The 20,432-nt window shown below is 61.0% G+C and carries 20 protein-coding genes; all 20 read right to left on the reverse strand.

What is annotated here, in order from left to right:
• Positions 1-2: 2 nt before the first annotated feature.
• The 20 genes from fliL to PSH81_RS19220 all read right to left on the reverse strand — a co-directional run bounded on the left by fliL (position 3) and on the right by PSH81_RS19220 (position 20,356).
• Complete coding sequence (gene fliL, locus PSH81_RS19125) at positions 3-503, reverse strand: flagellar basal body-associated protein FliL (RefSeq protein WP_192297004.1); 501 nt, start codon at positions 501-503, stop codon at positions 3-5.
• A 220-nt stretch (positions 504-723) separates the two neighbouring features.
• The gene (locus PSH81_RS19130; RefSeq protein WP_305391303.1) at positions 724-2,061 is read right to left on the reverse strand and encodes a flagellar hook-length control protein FliK; all 1,338 of its coding nucleotides are present in this window, start codon (positions 2,059-2,061) and stop codon (positions 724-726) included.
• 142 nt (positions 2,062-2,203) lie between these two features.
• On the reverse strand, positions 2,204-2,551 hold the full coding sequence (locus PSH81_RS19135) for an Hpt domain-containing protein (RefSeq protein ID WP_192297006.1): 348 nt from the start codon (positions 2,549-2,551) through the stop codon (positions 2,204-2,206).
• Positions 2,552-2,581: 30 nt separating this feature from the next.
• The gene (locus PSH81_RS19140; RefSeq protein WP_305391304.1) at positions 2,582-4,300 is read right to left on the reverse strand and encodes a fused response regulator/phosphatase; all 1,719 of its coding nucleotides are present in this window, start codon (positions 4,298-4,300) and stop codon (positions 2,582-2,584) included.
• On the reverse strand, positions 4,297-4,602 hold the full coding sequence (locus PSH81_RS19145) for an STAS domain-containing protein (RefSeq protein ID WP_192297008.1): 306 nt from the start codon (positions 4,600-4,602) through the stop codon (positions 4,297-4,299). Before PSH81_RS19145 ends, PSH81_RS19140 begins: the two co-directional genes overlap by 4 nt.
• A gap of 183 nt (positions 4,603-4,785) precedes the next feature.
• Complete coding sequence (gene fliJ, locus PSH81_RS19150) at positions 4,786-5,235, reverse strand: flagellar export protein FliJ (RefSeq protein ID WP_192297009.1); 450 nt, start codon at positions 5,233-5,235, stop codon at positions 4,786-4,788.
• Between the two features lie 3 nt (positions 5,236-5,238).
• The gene (gene fliI, locus PSH81_RS19155) at positions 5,239-6,597 is read right to left on the reverse strand and encodes a flagellar protein export ATPase FliI (protein ID WP_192297010.1); all 1,359 of its coding nucleotides are present in this window, start codon (positions 6,595-6,597) and stop codon (positions 5,239-5,241) included.
• Positions 6,587-7,351 carry a flagellar assembly protein FliH gene (gene fliH / locus PSH81_RS19160; protein ID WP_192297011.1) on the reverse strand — a complete coding sequence of 255 codons (765 nt, stop codon included), beginning with the start codon at positions 7,349-7,351 and terminating at the stop codon, positions 6,587-6,589. Before fliH ends, fliI begins: the two co-directional genes overlap by 11 nt.
• A gap of 10 nt (positions 7,352-7,361) precedes the next feature.
• Positions 7,362-8,381, reverse strand: coding sequence for a flagellar motor switch protein FliG (gene fliG, locus PSH81_RS19165; protein WP_017735208.1), 1,020 nt, complete (start codon positions 8,379-8,381; stop codon positions 7,362-7,364).
• On the reverse strand, positions 8,374-10,155 hold the full coding sequence (gene fliF, locus PSH81_RS19170; RefSeq protein ID WP_226454995.1) for a flagellar basal-body MS-ring/collar protein FliF: 1,782 nt from the start codon (positions 10,153-10,155) through the stop codon (positions 8,374-8,376). The genes fliG and fliF overlap by 8 nt, the downstream gene beginning before the upstream one ends.
• Before the next feature lie 16 nt (positions 10,156-10,171).
• Entirely contained in the window at positions 10,172-10,501 is a 330-nt protein-coding gene (fliE, locus tag PSH81_RS19175; RefSeq protein ID WP_192297013.1) for a flagellar hook-basal body complex protein FliE, read from the reverse strand.
• 132 nt (positions 10,502-10,633) lie between these two features.
• Positions 10,634-12,010, reverse strand: a complete 1,377-nt coding sequence (locus tag PSH81_RS19180; RefSeq protein ID WP_226454994.1) for a sigma-54 dependent transcriptional regulator — start codon at positions 12,008-12,010, stop codon at positions 10,634-10,636.
• 6 nt (positions 12,011-12,016) lie between these two features.
• The gene (locus PSH81_RS19185; protein WP_305392793.1) at positions 12,017-13,207 is read right to left on the reverse strand and encodes a PAS domain-containing sensor histidine kinase; all 1,191 of its coding nucleotides are present in this window, start codon (positions 13,205-13,207) and stop codon (positions 12,017-12,019) included.
• 110 nt (positions 13,208-13,317) lie between these two features.
• Complete coding sequence (locus tag PSH81_RS19190) at positions 13,318-14,790, reverse strand: sigma-54 dependent transcriptional regulator (RefSeq protein ID WP_305391305.1); 1,473 nt, start codon at positions 14,788-14,790, stop codon at positions 13,318-13,320.
• 169 nt (positions 14,791-14,959) lie between these two features.
• The gene (locus PSH81_RS19195) at positions 14,960-15,256 is read right to left on the reverse strand and encodes a flagellar protein FliT (RefSeq protein WP_192297017.1); all 297 of its coding nucleotides are present in this window, start codon (positions 15,254-15,256) and stop codon (positions 14,960-14,962) included.
• Between the two features lie 26 nt (positions 15,257-15,282).
• Entirely contained in the window at positions 15,283-15,687 is a 405-nt protein-coding gene (gene fliS / locus PSH81_RS19200; protein WP_192297018.1) for a flagellar export chaperone FliS, read from the reverse strand.
• Positions 15,688-15,826: 139 nt separating this feature from the next.
• The gene (gene fliD / locus PSH81_RS19205; RefSeq protein ID WP_305391306.1) at positions 15,827-17,230 is read right to left on the reverse strand and encodes a flagellar filament capping protein FliD; all 1,404 of its coding nucleotides are present in this window, start codon (positions 17,228-17,230) and stop codon (positions 15,827-15,829) included.
• An 81-nt stretch (positions 17,231-17,311) separates the two neighbouring features.
• Positions 17,312-17,662 (reverse strand): flagellar protein FlaG, encoded by a 351-nt coding sequence (locus PSH81_RS19210; protein ID WP_192297020.1) that lies wholly within the window; start codon positions 17,660-17,662, stop codon positions 17,312-17,314.
• Between the two features lie 74 nt (positions 17,663-17,736).
• Positions 17,737-19,161 (reverse strand): flagellin, encoded by a 1,425-nt coding sequence (locus PSH81_RS19215; RefSeq protein ID WP_305391307.1) that lies wholly within the window; start codon positions 19,159-19,161, stop codon positions 17,737-17,739.
• Between the two features lie 265 nt (positions 19,162-19,426).
• Positions 19,427-20,356, reverse strand: coding sequence for a ketoacyl-ACP synthase III (locus PSH81_RS19220; RefSeq protein WP_192297022.1), 930 nt, complete (start codon positions 20,354-20,356; stop codon positions 19,427-19,429).
• Positions 20,357-20,432: the final 76 nt, after the last annotated feature.

The raw sequence follows: 20,432 nt of genomic DNA on the forward strand, positions 1-20,432 counted from the left end.
TCCTACTGCAATACGAAGTTAGTGAAGAGCGCCTGCTCGATCACGACTTTGCCGAGCTCTTTCTGGGCCACTTCCTGCACGCTGGCAGTGACCTTCTGGCGCAGCATTTCCTGGCCGACCGGGGTGGCCAGGGCATCGAAGCTCTGCCCGGAGAACAGCATCACCAGGTTGTTGCGGATCACCGGCATGTGCACCTTGAGGGCTTCCAGGTCAGCCTGGTTGCGCGCGAGCAAGGTGATGCTCACTTGCAGGTAGCGCTGGCGGCCGTTCTGATTGAAGTTGGCGACAAAGGCCGGGAGCATCGGCTCGAAGATTGCCGGTTGCTTGACGTTGCTGGCGGTTTCGGCCGCAGGCGCCGGTTTGCTCGCGCTGCTGTGCATGATGTACCAAGTGCCACCCACCGAGGCGCCAATGGCCAGGATCAGGCCCACGACAATCATCAGGATAAGCTTGAGCTTGCCTTTGCCTGCGGGTGGTTTTGCTGCGTCGTCGCTCTTCGCCATGCCAATAATCCGTCACTATTCGGGGATTCATAGATCTACGGAAAGGCAAGAGCAAGTGTTATGCCAGAGTTGTCTGGTAATTGGGCAGAGCCAGCACCACCAATCAAATGTGGGAGCGGGCTTGCTCGCGAATGCGGTGTGTCAGTGACAGATGTATTGACTGACACACCGCATTCGCGAGCAAGCCCGCTCCCACATTTTGTCCCGCGACAGGTTCAGGTCAGGCGTAGTAGTCGACGGCGCTGGAGCCGATGACGTTGGAGATCACAGGCGTCACTGCTTCAGCCACTTCGGCATGGGCAGTGCTGTCGCCACTGTCACCACGTCCGCTGCTACTGATGCCCCGTGCCTGATTCTGCTGTTGCTGCTGCTCCTGGCCACGGGACTGGTCCGACACGTTCACATCCACCTGCCCCATGCCCTGCTGGGCAAACATCTCACGCAAGCGCCCGGATTGGCTTTCCAGCGCCTCGCGCACCACCGCATGGCCGCTCATGAAGCTGACCTGGGCTTGCTGGTCCGCCGTCATATTGACTTTGATGTCCAGGCGCCCGAGTTCGGCCGGTTGCAGTTGGATCTCCGCCGACTTGAGGTTGGCGCTGGACAGGTACATCACGCGGTTGACCACTTCCTCGGTCCAGCCGCTTTGGTGCATGGCCAGCGGTGCGTTGGTCACCGGCGGCAGGGCGTTTGCGGTTTTCGGCGTGGCGGCCTGGGTCAAGGCAGCCAGACGATTGGCGAAGTCATCGACGCGGGTGTCGCTGCTGGCGCCCTTGAGGTCTTTGAGGCCGTCTTCGATCAGCCCGCCGAAGGCTTTGTCACCACCCTGGTCAGTGCTGTCCTTGGCGGCTTGCTGGTCGACCATACTGGCCAGGCCGGCACTGAAATTCTGGGCGGCGGTCGGCTGGTCCAGGTCCGGCGGCGGTGCGCTTTTCTGGGGGGCCAGGCTACTGGCCGAGACGTGACCGCCCTGCTCCATCGCCAGGCGCACGGCCGGCATTGCGTCGAGAGGGTCGCTGGCGGGGTCGAACGCTGGTGCCTTGACCTCATCGGTCACGGCAAGCGGTGCTGCGGCCACGGGCTGAGCCTTTTCATCAACCACAGGCGCGACGGTTGCCGGAGCCACCGGCACTGGCACGGCGACTGGCGTGACCGTCGCCACCAACGCCGGGTCTACGACCGGGTCAACCACCGGCTGTTGCACCAGGCTTGGGTCGGCGGGCTTGTCGTCATCACTCTTGCTGGCGCTGTCATCAGCCTTGGCCGGCGGGTTGGCAGGCAAAGGATTGCCGCTATCGGCAACTGCCGGTGTGCTGGCGGCAGGCTTGTCGCCGCCGGCCGCAGGCTTGGCGCTGCTGTCGGCAGGCTTGTCACGGCTGGTTTTCGACGGGGTATCGTCGGCCTTTGCCACAGGTTTGGAACCCTGATTGGCGAACACCTGAGCAAAGCCGGCGCCCTTGTCACGCGGCTCCGCAGCCGCTGCCGGCGGGTTGGCGGCAGGCGCTTGAGGCTTGGCCGCAGGGGCAGCCTGAAGAAGCGAATTAGGGGCGACTGGCATAGGTAAAGGTCTCCACTGCATGAGGGTCGGGGATGCAGTATCTGGAGGTAGAGCAAGAGTCGGGCCAGGTTGCCGAGCGCAGCTGAAAAATGTGGGAGAGGGCCCGTTCCCACATTTGGATCTTCAAATCTCTATCAGCACATCAGAGCTGGAAGCGCTGGCGCTCCGATTCGTACAGCGGCCGCACCAAGGCAAACTCATGATCAATCTGATCCACCAGAACCCCCAGGTCAGCGCCAGGCGCTTGCGCAGACTCAGCCTCCAGCCGCTGGCACAACTGCGCCAGCCGCACCGCACCGAGGTTGCCGCTGCTGCCCTTGAAGCTATGGGCGATACGCCCCAGCGCCTTGGCGTCATCGCGCGCCTTGCGCAAGGCTTCGACGCGTTTTTGCGAATCATCGAGGAAGGTATCCAACAGCCTGGGGTACTCGCCCTCCATGACTTCCTGCAAACCCGACAGCACGTCGGGGTCCAGATGAATCTCAGCCACTTGTTCGCTCCTTGATCAAGAATCGGCGGATTATGCCTGAGCCGGCCATGAAAACTCCACGCAGACACTGCGCCCACCATCGGACCAGCGCACATCGCCGCTCAATTGACGGACCAGATTCAAGCCGCGACCGGACAGCCGATCAACGTCCAGGGGCCGCGCCAACACTTGATCCACGTCAAACCCGGCGCCGCTGTCTTCGATACGCAAGGACAGCTGCCCGCCGCCCAGCGTCGGCAACACCTGCACATGCACGCGCACATAGCCACTACTGAGCTGCGCCAGCCGCTCGTTGCGCTGGCGGTAGTAGTCGGCAAAACCGTGCACGTCGCGCTTGAGCCGCGAGTCCAGGCCCAGCACGCCATGCTCCAGGGCGTTGGAATACAACTCGGCCATCACGCTGTACAGCGCCCCGCTCTGCTCGCGCAGGCCATGGACCTCCAGCAGCAACTGCAACAGGTAGGGCAAGGGGTTGTAACGCTTGAGGGTTTCGGCGCGGAACTCGAAACTCACCGACCAATCCAGCGGGCACGACTGGCCGCTATCGGTATACAGCGGCCCCGTCGCACGCAGGGATGGCCCATCTTGCAGGGTGATTTCCACCATGCTCACATCGTCGCGCGCCTCACCGCGAAACGCGGCCAAGGCCTGCTCGATCTCTTCAAACAGCCGGTCGGGCTCGCGATTGGCGGCGAATACCTGATGTAAACGTTCGACGCCAAACAGCTGATCAGCGGTATCAGCCGTGTCGAGTACGCCGTCGGAGAGCAAAAACACCCGGTCACCCAGGGCCATCGGCCAGACTTCGGTGCTGTCGTCAAACGCCTCGGCCGACAACACGCCCAACGGCAAATGCCGTGGCTCCAGCGCCGTACGCTTGCCGCTGGCGACTTCATGTACATAACCTTCGGGCATGCCGCCGTTCCACACCTCCACCACACGCCGCTGGGTGCTCAGGCACAACAGGGTGGCGCAACAGAACATGTCCACGGGCAGGATGCGCTTAAGCTTGACGTTCATCTCACCCAGGATCTGCGCCAAGCCGTAACCCTTGGCGGTCATGCCGTAGAACACCTCCGCCAGGGGCATGGCGCCGACCGCCGCCGGCAGGCCGTGGCCGGTAAAGTCGCCGAGCAGCACATGCATATCGCCCGACGGCGTATACGCGGCCAGCAGCAGGTCACCGTTGAACAGCGCATAGGGCGATTGCAGGTAGCGGATATTCGGCGCGGCGTTGATACAGCCCGAATGCGCGACTTTGTCGAACACCGCCTTGGCCACCCGCTGCTCGTGTACCAGGTAGTCGTGGTGCCTGGCGATCAGGTCGCGTTGCTGCAGCACCGTGGCCTGCAAGCGGCGCAGGCGGTCCATGGCGTTGATCTTCGCCGCCAGGATCAGTTGGTTGTAGGGCTTGGCCAGGAAGTCATCACCGCCGGCATCCAGGCACTGGGCCAGGGCCGCGCTCTCGCGCAGGGAGGTCAGGAAGATGATCGGCACCAGCGCCTCACCGGCCAGTTGCTTGATCTGGCGCGCGGCTTCAAAACCGTCCATCACCGGCATCAGCGCGTCCATCAACACCAGTTGCGGGCGTTCGCGGGCAAACACCTGCACGGCATCGAGGCCGTTACTGGCCGTGAGCACCCGGTGCCCCTGGCGCCGCACGATGGTCGACAACAACAGCACGTCGGCGGCGCTGTCTTCGGCAATCAGCACCGTCAACGGCTCCAGCACGGGGGCCAGGCCGCTCAACTGATGTCGAACAGTTTGTCGAAGTTGGAGATGGCGAGGATCTTGCGCACATCGGAGTTGCTGTTGACCACCTGCACTTCCGAGTTGTCACCGCCGGCATGATCGCGCAGCAGCAGGAGCATGCCCAGGGCCGAGCTGTCCATGTAGGTGGTTTCCTTGAGGTCCACGACGTACAGCTCGGGCACCTTGTAGAAACGCTCATAGGCATCACGAAACACTTGGTGGCTGCCAAAATCGAAACGACCACGGATCGCGATCGTCAATTTCTTCCCATCCAGGGATACTTCGGACTCGACTGACATGTGACTGCTTCCTTGTCATAGGCGGTAGACAAAGGTTTAGCAGCTGAAGTGAATAGCAGCAACACAGCAGTTCAAATGTGGGAGCGGGCTTGCTCGCGAATGCGATGGATCAGTCAATGAGTTTTCCGACTGATACACCGCATTCGCGAGCAAGCCCGCTCCCACACAAGCCCTCATCCACATTCAGTATTGCGACGGCCTTGGGAGACGCTGGGAGAGTTCATCCAGCAGCTTTTGCTCGCGCTTGTCTTCCAGCGCCCGCGCTTCGTCGATGTAGCGCTGCACCAATTTGCGCAAGCCCTCGACCCGCGCATAGGCCTGCTGCCAGCTGTCGCGGGCCTTTTCGAAGTTGTTCTGGTGCCAGAGCAGGCTTTGGCGCTGCTGGTCGACGGCGGTTTCCAGCTGGTTGAGGAAGCCCTGGTAGCCCATCAACCACTGGCCCGACACACCTTGGGTCCCGCGCTCGATCCACTGCTGCTGGTACTCGCTGCGAAAGCGCTCCAGATCGCCCAGCTTGCTTTCCGCCAGGCGCACCTGGCCCTGGAAATAGCCCAAACGTTGCACGGCGGTTTTTTCGGCCTTTTCGGCCATGTCCACCACCGGCGCCAGGCGTGAAGAGCGCGTACTGGCCATGGCTTAGCCGCCTGGCGCCGGGGCGAAGATCGAGCCCAGGTGCGCTTCGCTTTCACCCATGCTGATCTTGTCGTTGAGGCCCTGGCGCAGGTAGGTCACCAGTTGCGGTTGCAGGGCAATCGCCAGGTCGGTGTCGCGGTCGCCACCGGCCACATAGGCGCCGACGCTGATCAAGTCGCGGCTCTGCTGATAACGCGACCACAACTGCTTGAACTGTTGAGCGCGGGCCATATGCTGCGGCGTGACCACCGATGGCATCACCCGGCTGATGGACGCTTCGATGTCGATGGCCGGGTAGTGCCCCTCCTCCGCCAGGCGCCGCGACAGCACGATGTGGCCGTCAAGCACGCCCCGCGCCGAGTCGGCGATGGGGTCCTGCTGGTCATCGCCTTCGGACAACACCGTGTAAAACGCAGTGATCGAGCCGCCACCGGCCTCGGCATTACCGGCACGCTCCACCAGTTTCGGCAGCTTGGCGAACACCGACGGCGGATAGCCCTTGGTCGCTGGCGGCTCGCCGATGGCCAGGGCGATTTCCCGCTGGGCCTGGGCGAAACGGGTGAGCGAGTCCATCAGCAACAGGACGTTCTTGCCCTTGTCGCGAAAATATTCGGCGATGCGCGTGCAATACATCGCGGCGCGCAAACGCATCAACGGCGCATCGTCCGCCGGGGAGGCGACCACCACCGAACGCTTGAGGCCTTCTTCGCCAAGGCTGTGCTCGATGAACTCCTTCACCTCGCGACCCCGCTCGCCGATCAGCCCGACCACGATGATGTCGGCCTCGGTAAACCGGGTCATCATGCCCAGCAATACCGATTTACCCACACCCGTACCGGCAAACAGGCCCAGACGCTGGCCGCGCCCGACCGTCAATAATCCGTTGATGCTGCGAATGCCCACGTCCAGCGGCTGGCTGATCGGGTTGCGCTTGAGCGGGTTGATCGTCGGGCCGTCCATCGGCACCCAGTCTTCGGCCTTCATGCCACCCTTGCCATCCAGCGCACGGCCGGCGCCGTCGAGTACGCGGCCGAGCATGCTGATGCCCATCGGCAGGCGGCCGGTGTCGGCCAGGGGCACCACGCGGGCGCCGGGGGCAATACCGGCCAGGCTGCCAACGGGCATCAGGAAAATCTTACTGCCGGAAAAGCCCATCACCTCGGCTTCAACCTGCACCGGGTGGTAGCTGTCGTCGTTGATCACCAGGCAGCGACTGCCCATGGCGGCACGCAGGCCTTCGGCTTCGAGGGTCAGGCCGACCATGCGCAACAGGCGCCCTTCGAGGATCGGTTGGCCGGGCAACTCGGTGGCCTCGGTGTAACCACTCAGGCGCTTGGCGAAGCTGGTGCGATCAAGGCGCATCGGGGGCGTCCAGGTCAACGCTCAGGTCGGGTTCGGCGGGGTTGAGCACCTGCTCGTGGGCTTGGTCGAGCAGCTTGGCCATGATCTGGCTGACGCGCGTCTCCACGGTGGCGTCGATGCGGCTGTGCTCGGTCTCGACCCGGCAGCCACCGGGCTGCAACGCCGCATCTTCAACGATGCGCCAGGTTTCCTCATGGCGCTCGCGCAGGGCTTTGACCTGCTCGAAATCCTGCGGGTTGATGTACAGCCGCACATTGCCGACGCCCAGAGGCAGCAGCTTGAGGGCTTCGCGCATGACGCTTTCGATTTGGCTGGAGTCGAGCACCAGTTCGCGCTGGATCACCTGGCGCGCAATGTGCTCCACCAGGCCGACCATGGTTTTTTCGATCTGCGAATCCTGCTCGGCAATCGGGTCGAACAACCCGACCATCAAGCGCTCCAGGCTGGAAAGCTTGACGGCCAGCGCAGCCTCGGCCTCCTGGCGCACCTTGAGCGTGGTGGCGCGAAAGCCGTCCTTTTCCCCGGCGGCAAAGCCTTCGTTGTAGGCTTCCTGGCGGATGCTTTCCAACTCTTCGAGGGTCAGTGGCTGGACTTCCTCCAGCGGCACTTCTTCCATTTCCGCCGGCACTTCGGGTTCCGGCTCGGGCTCGGGTTGCGGCACATGCGGATCGAAGCTGGGCAGCGACCAGATGTCGAACCCGCCGACATCCCGTGCGCGAATCAGATCGCTGGGTGCCTCATCTTTGTTCGACATCAGGGGCGCCTTAGATCATTTCTTCGCCGCCCTTCCCACCGAGAACGATTTCTCCGGCTTCGGCCATACGGCGGGCAATGGTGAGGATTTCTTTCTGTGCGGTTTCCACGTCGCTGACGCGCACCGGGCCCTTGGCTTCGAGGTCGTCGCGCAACAGTTCGGAGGCACGCTTGGACATGTTCTTGAAGATCTTCTCTTTGACGCCTTCGTCCGAGCCCTTGAGGGCCAGCACCAGCACGTCGGAGGAGACTTCGCGCAGCAACGCCTGGATGCCACGGTCATCGACATCGGAGAGGTTGTTGAACACGAACATGAGGTCTTCGATCTGGCCGGACAGGGTGTCGTCGATCTCGCGGATCGAGTCCATCAACTGGCCTTCGACCGAGCTGTCGAGGAAGTTCATGATATCGGCAGCACGCTTGATACCACCCAGGGTGGTGCGCGCGGCGTTGGAGTTGCCGGAGAACTGCTTCTCCAGGATGGTGTTCAATTCTTTCAAGGCCGCCGGCTGCACAGTGTTCAGCGACGACACGCGCAGGATGATGTCCAGGCGCACTTTATGGTCGAAGTGGCCAAGCACTTCACCGGCCTGGTCCGGGTCGAGATACGCGACGACGATGGCCTGGATCTGCGGGTGCTCGAAGCGAATCACGTCGGCGACGGCGCGCGGTTCCATCCACTTGAGGCTGTCGAGACCACTGGTGTTGCCACCCAGCAGGATGCGATCGATCAGGCCGTTGGCCTTGTCTTCGCCCAGGGCCGAGGTGAGCATCTTGCGGATGTAGCTGTCGGAGCCGACGCCCAGGCTGGTCTGGTCGCCGACGATCTCGACGAACTCGCTCATCACCTGCTCGACTTGCTCGCGGTGCACATTGCGCATCTGCGCCATGGCCACGCCAACCCGCTGGACCTCTTTGGGGCCCATGTGGCGCAGCACTTGGGCGGCGTCGGTTTCACCGAGGGACAGCAGCAGCACGGCGGCTTTGTCGACCTTGGTCAGTTTGGCAACAGCGGCTCGATTATCACTCATCTGCGTTGATCCACTCTTTCACGACCTGGGCCACACGACCCGGGTCTTCTGCCACCAGACTTTTGATTGCGTTCAGCTGAGCGTCGTAACCTTCGCTCGGGCTTGGCAACAGGATGCTTTGCGGGCCGCCGAGGCTGACGCGGTCGTTGGCCAGTTCGCCATCCAGGCCGCCCATGCCACCCAACTCCACGTCGCCGCCACCGAAGGCCGCCAGTTGTTTCTTGCTGCCATTGCCGGTGATGTTGTTGAGCACCGGGCGCAGCACGCCGAACACCAGTACCAGGATGAACAACACACCCAACACTTGCTTGACGATGTCCCAGAACCACGGCTGCGTATAGAACGCCGCTTCGGCAATCACTTCGCCACGCTCGGCGGAGAACGGCATGTTGATCACGCTGACGCTGTCGCCACGGCTTGCGTCGAAACCGACCGCGTCCTGCACCAGGCGGGTGAAGCGCGCCAATTCGTCGGCGCCCCATGGGGCACGGGTAATGGTGCCGTCAGCGGCATTGACCTTGACCTGGTCATCGACCACCACCGACACCGACAGGCGATTGACGCGGCCCTGTTGCTGCTTGGTGTGGCTGATGGAACGGTCGAGCTCGAAGTTCTTGGTGGACTGGTTACGCTTGTCCGCCGGGTACGGTGCGAGCATTGGCTGGCCGGTGGCCGGGTCCATGATCTGCTGGCCGTTGGCGTCCAACAGCGGTTGGCCCGGGGCGATGGCGCCTGCGGTGGCTGCGGCGCCGCCGGTGGTTTGCGGGGCCGAGGCCGGGGTTGGTGGCTGGTTGCTCAGGGCACCCGGCACACCTTGCGGGCCACTGCTGGCGGTGCGTTGTTCGCTGGTGGACTGCTCGCTGCGCAGCGCCGGCTGGTCCGGGTTGAATTGTTCGGAAGTCGACTCGACGGCACTGAAGTCCACATCGGCTGACACTTCAGCCTTGTAGCGGTCGTTGCCCAGCACAGGTTGCAGGATGTTGTGCACACGCTGGGTGAGCATGCTTTCCATGCGGCGGCTGTAGTCGAACTGCTTGCCAGCCTGGGTCAGTGCCGAGTTTTCAGCCATGTCCGACAGCAGGTTGCCCTTCTGGTCGACCACGGTGATTTGCGACTTGCTCAGCTCGGGAACGCTGGTGGCCACCAGGTTGATGATCGCCATCACTTGGCCAGGCTCCAGGGAGCGGCCGGAGAACAGCTCCACTAGGACCGAGGCGCTTGGCTTGCGTTCGTCACGCACAAACACCGAGCTCTTCGGGATGGCCAAGTGCACGCGGGCGCCCTTGACGTTGTTCAGGCTGGAGATGGTGCGAGCCAGCTCGCCTTCCAGGCCACGACGGTAGCGGGTGGCTTCCATGAACTGGGAAGTGCCCAGGCCCTGGTCTTTGTCGAGAATTTCAAAACCGATGTTGGCGTCGGACGGTGTCACGCCGGCAGCGGCGAGCTTCATGCGCGCACGGGCCACGTCGTCGGCCTTGACCAGCAAGGCGCCGGAATTGGGCTCGACGGTGTAGGCGATGTCGGCGGCGGCGAGGGTTTCCATGATCTGCTTGGAGTCCATGCCCGCCAGGCTGCCGTACAACGGCCGGTAATCCGGCTGCTGCGACCACAGCACCACGGCAAAACCAATCGCCACGCTGGCAGCCAGGCCGACCATCAGGCCTACCTGACGCAGCATGGTCATTTCGGAGAGGTTTTCCAGGAACGACAGGCCAAACAGCGGCGGTTTGCCGTCTGCCTTGGCGGGTGCGTTGTCCACGACTGCTTCTGCCATGACTTAAATCTCGTCCTTAAACCGGCATCTGCATGATGTCTTGATAAGCCTGAACCAGCTTGTTACGCACCTGGGTCAACGCCTGGAACGACACGCTGGCTTTTTGCGAGGCGACCATCACATCGGTGAGGTCCACGCCGCTTTTGCCGATTTCGAACGCGCTCGCCAATTGGTTGGACGCTTGTTGGGTGTCACTGACTTTATTGATTGCCGAACCGAGCATGTCGGCGAAACTGCTTTGGCCCAATTCCGGCGCTGGCGCGACGGATTTCGGTTGAGCCATGGCATCCATTTGCATGGAGCGCATATCCAACATCAACCGATTGAACTCAATACCCTGGCTCATGACCTTCTCTCTCCGACAACCCGCATTTTTTTTGACACTACGCCGCAATTACCAAGGGAAGTAGCAACAAGGGTGCCAGCTCTGTATCGATTCGTAAGAAAAGGCGACAAACCTTGTCGGTCTTAATACCGACTAGGTGGCAAACAGATAAGCTTCCACATCCATCCCCGCATCGCGCATCTGCGCCAGCTTGTAGCGCAGGGTGCGCGGGCTGATACCCAGGCGTTCGGCAGCCTCTTTGCGCCGGCCGCGCTCGGCGCGCAGGGTGTCGATGATCATCTGAAACTCGCGGCGGCGCAGGTCGTCACCCAACGCTCCGGCAGACTCGGCCTCGGCCACCACTGGCGCGGGCGCCAGGGTCGGCAGTGGCGCGGCACCGCTGCCCATGGCCAGGCAGAAATCCTGGGGTTGGATCAGGCCGCCCTGTTGCAGGATCAGCGCGCGCTGGATCGCGTTATCCAACTCGCGCACGTTGCCGGGCCACGGGTAGGCGATCAGGCAGGCCTGGGCCTCGGCCGACAGGCGCGCCTGGGCATGCTTCATTTTTTTGACGTGGTTATTCAGCAGGCGCTCAGCCAGCGGCACGATGTCGGCCGGGCGTTCACGCAGCGGGCGCCAGGCCAGGGGGAACACCGAGAGCCGGTAGAACAGGTCTTCACGGAAGCGCCCCGCCGCCACTTCACCCGCCAGGTCGCGGTTGGTGGTGGCGACCACGCGAATATCCAATTGGATCGGCTTGCGCGCGCCGACCCGCTCCACCTCGCGCTCCTGTAGCACCCGCAGCAATTTGGCTTGCAGGCCCAGGGGCATTTCGGAGATTTCATCGAGCAGGATGGTGCCGCCGTCGGCCTGTTCGAACTTGCCGGCCTGAGCCGCGATGGCGCCGGTGAACGAGCCTTTTTCGTGGCCGAACAGGGTGGCTTCAAGCATGTTGTCCGGGATCGCCGCGCAGTTGATCGCAATGAACGGCTGGCTGGCGCGACTGGATTGCTGGTGGATGTAGCGCGCCAGCACCTCCTTGCCGGTGCCGGACTCGCCGGAGATCAGCACCGTGGAATCGCTGCGCGCGACACGGGCCGCCAGTTCCAGCAACTGGGCGCTGGCCGGCTCGAAGGCAATCGGGCCTTCGCCGTCGCTGGCCGAGATCACCCCAAGGGCATGGCGCGCGACCAGGTCGATCAAGGCCTTCGGCTCAAAAGGCTTGACCAGATAGTCCGCCGCCCCCTGACGCATGGCATCCACCGCGCGCTCTACCGCGCCGTGGGCCGTCATCAGCAACACTGGCAGCTGTGGCTGGCGCGCGCGCAGCAGGCCGAGCAATTGGTGACCATCCATGCCAGGCATGTTGACGTCGCTGACCACCAGGCTGAAGGACTCCTGCTCTACCGCCTCCAAGGCTTCCTCGGCCGAGCCGACCGCCCGATAGTCATGGCCCGCCAACAGCAGCGTGTCAGCCAGTGCTTCACGCAGGGCGCGGTCGTCTTCTACCAATAAAACCTTGATTGCCATGTTCGTTTACTCCGTGCTTGCCACGCCTGAAAACAGCGGCAAGGTCATCAATGCACAGGTGCCACGCCCCACACGGGAACGCAGCTGCAATTCTCCCTGATGGGCGCGTGCCACGGCCTTGACCACGGTCAGGCCGAGGCCCGTTCCGTTGGTCTTGGTGGTGAAAAAGGGTTCGCCCAGGCGCCGCAGTACCTGCGGGTCGATGCCGCTGCCACTGTCGCTGATGCACAGGCGCAGGGTTTGTTCGCGGCAGTACAGGTGAATCTTCAGGCGTGCGCCGGGGGCGCTGGCCTGGGTGGCGTTTTCGATCAGGTTGAGCAGCGCGCCGACCAGGGTGTCGCGATTGCACAGCAGTTCGCCGAGGTGGCTGTCACACTGCCAGCGCACCTGGACGTCCTGGATATGGGTACTCGCAGCCGCTTGCAGGGCACGCATCAGCTCGGCCGGGGTGATGCGGTCGGTGAGCGGCAACTCGCCACGGGCGAACACCAGCATGTCGCGCACTTGGTGTTCCAGCTCGTGCAGGCGTTCCTTGAGGCGCCCGGCAAACCGCTGCTGGGTCTGTGGTGGCAATTGCTCATCAGTCAAATGACTGGCGTAGATCAACGCGGCCGACAGCGGCGTACGGATCTGATGCGCCAAAGAAGCGACCATCCGCCCTAACGACGACAAACGCTCATGCCGCGCCAACTGGTCTTGCAGGTGACGGGTTTCGGTCAGGTCGTTGAGCAGCACCAACTGGCCGGGCTCGGCATCCAGGGAGCGGGTGGCGATGGACAGGCGGCGCCCGTCTTTCAGGGAGATTTCATGGCCGTCGTCTTCACGCGGGGCGAAACAGCGGGTGATGACGTGGCGCCACAGCTCGCCTTCCAGTGGCAGGCCGAGCAGGTCGCAGGCGGCCGGGTTGGCCTCGCGCACGCGGCCGTCTTCGTCGATGACGATCACGCCACCAGGCAACAGCGACAACAGGTTTTGCAGACGGTTGGCCAGGCGCTCTTTCTCGGCCAACTCTTCCATGCGCTGCGCACTGACCACGGCCAGCTCGCCTTTTAGCTCGGAAACCCGGGCTTCCAGCAGGCTGTAGGAGTCTGTCAATTGGCTGGACATCTGGTTGAACAGCGAAAAGGCCTGTTCCAGGCCATTGCGACTGAGCTGCTCGGCGTCAGGCACCGAAGATAGTTGGGCGGCGTGGGGCATCATGCTCTCTCGCTTGGCTGACCGTCAGTTAAACGGAACGTTGCGAGGGCTGTAGCAATACCCGTGCCTAAAAAAAACCACTGAAGTTTCAGTGGTTTAAAAAACAGGCGTCAATCATCCGCCTGTTCATCACCTTCTCGACGGCTCATGCCGTACTTGCGCATCTTCTCCACCAGGGTGGTACGGCGGATACGCAAGCGTTCGGCGGCGCGGGCGACGATGCCGTTGGCGTCGTCCAGGGCCTGTTGGATCAGGCCTTGTTCCAGGTTGCCGAGGTAATCCTTCAGGTCGAGGCCTTCCGGCGGCAGCATGGCGGTGGAACCGAAGTCCGGGGTATGGCCGTTGATGGCTACACGCTCTTCCATGTCGCTGCGCAGGCTGTCGAGTTGCTCGTCTTCGTCGTCGACGTAGCGGAATTTCTTCGGCAGCTCGACCACGCCGATCACACCGTAGGGGTGCATGATCGCCATGCGCTCGACCAGGTTGGCCAGCTCCCGCACGTTGCCCGGCCAGCCGTGGCGGCACAGGGACATGATCGCCGCGGAGTTGAACCGGATCGAGCCGCGCTTTTCGTGCTCCATGCGCGAGATCAGTTCGTTCATCAGCAGCGGGATGTCTTCGACGCGCTCGCGCAGCGGGGCCATCTCGATCGGGAAGACGTTGAGGCGGTAGTACAGGTCTTCGCGGAAGCTGCCGATCTCGATCATGCTTTCGAGGTTTTTGTGGGTCGCCGCGATGATGCGTACATCGACGCTCTGGGTCTTGTTGCTGCCCACGCGCTCGAAGGTGCGCTCCTGCAACACGCGCAGCAGCTTGACCTGCATCGGCAGCGGCATGTCGCCGATTTCGTCGAGGAACAGGGTGCCGCCGTTGGCCAGCTCGAAACGCCCGGCACGGCTGGTGATCGCCCCGGTAAAGGCGCCCTTCTCGTGGCCGAACAATTCGCTTTCGAGCAGCTCTGCCGGGATCGCCCCGCAGTTGACCGGCACAAAGGGCCCGTCACGACGCTTGGAGTGGTAGTGCAGGTTGCGCGCCACCACTTCCTTGCCGGTGCCCGACTCGCCGAGGATCAGCACGCTGGCGTCGGTATCGGCCACTTGCTGCATCATCTGGCGCACATGCTGGATCGCACGGCTGGTGCCGACCAGGCTGCGGAACAGGTTGGGTTCACGGTGGCGACCGCGCTCGCGGGCCTGGTCGTACATCTCGCGATAGACCTGGGCGCGGTGCAGGGAATCAAGCAATTTGCTGTAGCTGGGCGGCATTTCCAGGGAGGAAAGTACCCGGCGACGCTGGTCTTCGGGCAGGTCGACGGGAGAAATTTCGCCAATTAGCAAAACTGGAAGGAACTCATCCCAGGTGGACAGTGTCTTTAACAAGCCCAAAACAGCGCCAGGAGCGTTTACCGTCCCGATCAGCACACAAATGACTTCACGGCTCGATGACAATGAGCTGACCGCCTGCTGCCAGTCATGGCTGCCGCAGGGCAGATTTTCTTCGCCAAGAAAATTCAAAATCACCGCTAAATCGCGGCGGCGGACGCTATCGTCATCAATCAGCAGAATTTTGGTTTCACGCCACATGCAATAGCAACTTCCCTAGTAAAACTTCCTGCCCAAGAATGAGGGCAATCAAGACGCTTGTACGATTTTGTACCTACTAGACGTCTGAAATCTGAAAACAGCACTAGTTAAGTCAAAAATGCTGGCACAGTCAAATATATGACGCACCGTTCGGACCAACTGACGCTATTCAGCCGAACAGATGGTAAACCTTTGACGCATTTTTAGCTTGGTTGATCTGCGACATCTCTTCAAAAATCGCCTGTCTTTCGCCCGTCGTCACTTCCAGCAACTGCTGATATACCGCCAGCAGGCTCTCGAGTTTTTCGCGCAACATGCTCTCGTCTTCCGGCGCTTCGCTGAGCGCCTCATCGATCACACTGCGGCAACCCAGATCGAGCTCGCCAATAGCGTCCCAATTGCGTTCCGCCAGCGCGCCCATCAGCGCCTCGCGAGTTTCATCAATGCGTTGCAGTGCATGGCTCATGACGTGATCCTCAAGGCCCTCAGGCCTTATTCAGCGGCGGCCTGCGGCGCGCCAATAGCATCCCAGCCTTCTTTTACGGTAATCAGCAAACGGGCGACTTCGTCGATCATGTCCGCATCGTTATGCAGGTTCGCTTCCATCAGACGGTTGGTCATGTAGGCGTACAGGCTTTCCAACTGCTGGACGTAAGCCGGGTTGTCACTTTTCTGGGCGTCGAGCCCATCACGCAGGCCGATCACGATGTCGATGGCCTTGCCGAGCATCAAACCCTTTGCCGCGATGTCACCACGTGCCAACGCGCCTTTGGCCTGGGCCATGCGGTCGAGCCCACCTTCCATCAGCATCTGCACCAGACGATGAGGGCTGGCTTCGGAGATCTGAGCATGGGAATTGACCTTCTGGTATTGGCGAAGGGCTCTCATGGGATTCATGTTTCTACCTCGTGACGGGCGACAGCGGAAAGTGGTTGAGTAACCAATATGTCGACTGGCTCGCAAAAAGCTTTAGCGCCAGTCGTCTCTCGATAAAAAAGGCCAGGCAGGTCGCCTGGCCTTTTTTTATGACGCGGGATCAACTATTGGTCTTTACGTTGTTCAGCGCATTGAGCGTGGTCATGACACTGGTGCTTTGCTGGCGCAATTGGGCGACCAGGGTGTCCATGGCGTTGTATTTGGCCGACAGGCTGTTGGTGAGCAAGGTCATGCGCTCGTCCAGGGTGGACTGCTCCTTGGTCAGGTCCTTGAGCGTGTCCGACAAGGAGGTCGAACGCGTCGCCAGGATGCCGGTGCTGGCCTTGGCGAAATCGTCGGTGGCGCTTTTCATCCGCGCCAGCATGCCGTCCTTGCCGGAAAACATGCTGTTGATGTCGGCCGCGTTGGTTTTAACCGCTGCATCCCACTTCTTGTCATCGATCGTCAGCAGGCCAGTGGTCGAACTGGTGCTCACGCCAAATTGTGCCAGGGACTTCAACGCCCCTGTGCCCGACAGCGTGTTGAACTCGTTGCGAATCGCGCTCTGCAGGGAGCGCATGGTCGAGTCGCCCGTCAGCGTTGCCGCCGTGGTGCTACCGTCCAGGTTCTTGGTGACCTTGGTTTCGGCGTTCATCGCAGTGATCAAGGCGTTGTAGGTATCAATGAAACCCTTGACCCCGGACTTGAGCGCCGTGGTGTTGGTGCTCACCGTGATCAGCGTGGCGTTTCTCACCGGGTTATCACTGACATCACCTGCCGTCTTGAGCGCCGAAACCGACACCAGCTTGATGTTCACACCACTGAGTGCCCCTTCAATGTTGTTGGTCTTGGACACCGAAGAAACACCATCGATGCTGTACAACGCATCCTTGGGCTCATCAACGACAGTAGCCCCGACATCCAATCCCGAATTACCCGAAAGCGTCAGGTCAGAGCCCGTACCCATCTTGGTCGACGTCAGGATCAACCGGGAACCATTGGAGTCGGTCTGGATGTTGGCGCTCAATCCCGACGTACCAAACTGGGTGTTGATCGAATCCCGCACCTGCTGCAAGGTCGCACCGGCCGGGATACTCACGTCATAGTCTTTGCTGGACTGGGTAATCGTCAGCGTCGTCGGCTTGTTGGTGGCATTCACCACCGAAGAAGTACCACCGGAAAAATTGGCGCTGGACAGCTTCGACGCCTGGGCCAATTGGTTGACGATCAGTCGGAAGCTACCTGTCGAAGCGGTATTGCTGGAGGTCATGGTCGCGACTTTTTCATCCGAGGATGAACCGGTCAGGCCGGTAAAGCTGCTGTCCTTGGCCATCGTGTCGAGCGCACCACGAAACGCGTCCAGCGCCGCTTGAATCTTGCCGATCGAAGACAGCGTGGTGGTCGCTTTCGCTGATGCGGTATTGATCTGCGTCTGCTTGGGCACCTTTTCGGCGTTCACCAAGGACGTCACGATCGCCTGCGTATCGATATTGGAACCGATACCACTTACCGTTGAACCCGCCATCTTCGTATCTCCTGTTCGGTGGCTGCCGTTATCTTGACTTATTGCGCCTCAAGACCTGACAGCAACAAGTTTCATGCCAGCTCAGGCCTTGTCGTCGAACAACAAGCTGCTGGCGCTGGAAAGGCTCTGTGCCAGTTTCAATGCCGTTTCCGACGGAATCTGGCGAATCACTTCACCACTGTCGGTGGCGATGACCTTGACCACCACGCGATGGGTGGAGTCATCAATGGAAAAATCCAGGCTGCGCTGGGCAGCTTGAACGAATTCTCGAATATCGGTTACTGCTTGTTCCAGGTCGGCACGCTCAGGCTGTTTTGCTGTGGCGGCGGCTTCCTGGGCTTTTGGAACGGCTTTATCAGTCACTACCTGGGCAGATGCGCTTAGGGGTGCAACCGGCGGATAAGACTGGTTCAGCTTTACACTCATGTCCATGTCCAATCTCCTCTAAACCGAAAAAACGGAAGGGCACGTAGACGCACCCTTCCGTTAGTTACCAAGCGCTGGGATTACTGAAGCAGCTTCAGTACAGCGGATGGCAGCTGGTTAGCCTGCGACAGGATCGCGGTGGAAGCCGACTGCAGGGTTTGTTGCTTGGTCAGTTCGGCGGTTTCGGAAGCGAAGTCGACGTCCTGAACGGTGGAACGTGCAGCGGTGGAGTTCTTCTGAATGTTCTGCAGGTTGTCTGCAGTGGTAGTCAGACGGTTCTGAGTAGCACCCAGGCCCGAACGAACGCCGTCGATGGTGCCGATGGCCTTGTCGATAACAGCCAGCGCGTTTTGAGCGTTGGTAGAGTCGGTCACGTCGGTGTTAGAGATGGTGGTCTTGGTCGACGAAACGGTAGCAGCCGCGAACAAGTCCGATACACCAGTACCAGCGTCGCTCAGGGAGTAGCCTTTAGCCGAATCCAGGGAAACCTGACCGGTCACAACGATTGCAGCAGCACCCAGAGCAGCCGGGGTGGCGAATGCGCCAGCGCCGTCTTTTGCGCCAACCAGGATGTTGGTCTGAGCGTTGGCATCAGCACCCGAGAACGACAGGTTTTCGCCGGAATCCGACTTAACCGACAGGGTTTTGTTGGATTCGTCGTAGTTAACGCTGATGCCCAGTTTGGCAGCGTTCGATTTCAGCTGGTCAGCCAGGCCGGCCAGGTCCTTCACGCCGACGAAATCAACAGCATTACCGCTACCTACAGCCAGCTTGAAGTTCGACGGAGTGGCAGCGCCTACTTCCAGTTTGACTTCAGTGCTGGCGGTAGCGGTCAGGCCACCGATCGAACCGTTCAGGCCCGCAGCGATGTCTTTAGCCGAAGCGCCTGCAGCGTAGTTTACGGTTTTGGTCTGACCGTTGCCGGTAACAGTGATGGCGCCGCCAGCCAGGCCAGTGGCGCTAGGTACGATGGCCTTGGTTTTGATCTGCTGCGAACCAATGTTGTTGGCTGCAACGTTTTCCAGGCTCAGGTTGATGGTTTCGTTAGCGTTGGCGCCAACCTGGATGGCTTTGGTACCGTACGAACCGTCCAGCAGCTTCTGGCCACCGAAAGTAGTGGTTTGCGAGATACGGGTCAGTTCCGAAGTCAGAGCCTGGTATTCGTCGTTGTTCGACTTACGGTCGTCAGCGCTCAGGGAACCGGTAGCGGAGGACAGAGCCAGGGTACGCATTTTTTGCAGGATGTCGGTCGAAGCCTGCATCGCGCCTTCAGCGGTCTGAGCGATGGAGATACCATCGTTCACGTTTTTTACTGCTTGGCCCAGGCCGTTGATTTGGCTGGTCAGGCGGTTAGCGATCTGCAGGCCTGCAGCGTCGTCTTTAGCGCTGTTGATACGCAGGCCGGAAGACAGGCGCTGCATGGAGGTGGCCAGGGCGCCGCCGGCTTTGTTCAGGTTGCCCTGAGTAGTGATCGAAGCAATGTTGGTGTTTACTGTTAAAGCCATGACGAAATCCTCGTTGGATGGATACTGCGGCTTCCGGCCCTGGCAACCGCCGGGTGTGGCCTGAGAACCTACGTAATAGTTATCGTCGTGCTGGGCAGTTGCTTGAGGATTTTTTTTGATTTTTTTGCTGGCGACGTGCCACCCCTTGCAATTCAAGGGCTTACGCAGGCAAAAAACCCCGGATTCATTGGCTTTTCTGGCGCCAAATAAAAAACGCCGATGATCTTTCGATCATCGGCGTTTTTTTGTGCTATGCGCTAAAGGCTCACGGACGATGCAAAATCGCCGACCCCCACGACAGGCCCACCCCAAAACCGCTGATGGCTACGCGCTTCCAGGTCGCATCCATCACGTGCTTTTCCAGCAGCAATGGAATGCTCGACGACACGGTGTTGCCGGTCTCGACCATGTCCTTGATGAACTTGTCCACCGGCGCATCTTCAAACCGACGCGCCACGGCATCGACAATCGCCGCACTGCCCTGATGGATGCAGAACGCATCGATGTCATCCGCTTGCAGATCCGACTCATTGAGCAGCTCGTGCAGATGCGCAGGCACTTTAAGCAGGGCAAAGTTGAACACCTGGCGACCGTTCATGAAGAACACGCCGTCGCTGACCTTCAGGTGCGGCGCGCCGGAACCGTCGGTGCCGAACTTGGACTTGCCCAGCAGCCAGGACGCGTCTTCGCCCATCCAGGTCGCGGTGGCAGCGTCACCGAACAGCATGGTGGTGTTGCGGTCTTCCGGATCAACGATCTTCGAATACGGGTCGGCGGTGATCAGCAGGCCGTTTTTCAGGCCAGTGGCTTCCATGAAGCCCTTCATCGCGTAGATGCCGTAGACGTAGCCGGAGCAGCCCAGGGAAATATCGAACGCCGCGACGTGAGTCGGCAAGCCGAGCTTGTCCTGGACGATGGCGGCCGTGTGGGGCAAACCCTCTTCATCACCGTTCTGGGTGACGACGATCAGCGCGTCGATGGACTCACGCTTCAAATCGGGGTTATTGGCAAACAAAGCGTTGACCGCCTCGACACACAGATCGGAGGTTTCCTGCGCGGCTTCCTTGCGCGGCAGGAACGCCGAACCGATCTTGCCAATGATGAACTCTTCATCCTTGGCGAATTTGGCACCCTGGGCGTAGTTATCGATCCCGTCGGCCGGCACGTAACTGGCGATGCTTTTTATGCCAATCATTGTGGCTTCCCAATACTAAATAGCTGGAGATCACCCCGCGAGTCGCCTCGCCGGGTGCTGACAATAAAGGGGGCAA

Source organism: Pseudomonas sp. FP2335 (assembly GCF_030687535.1).
Taxonomy (GTDB): domain Bacteria; phylum Pseudomonadota; class Gammaproteobacteria; order Pseudomonadales; family Pseudomonadaceae; genus Aquipseudomonas.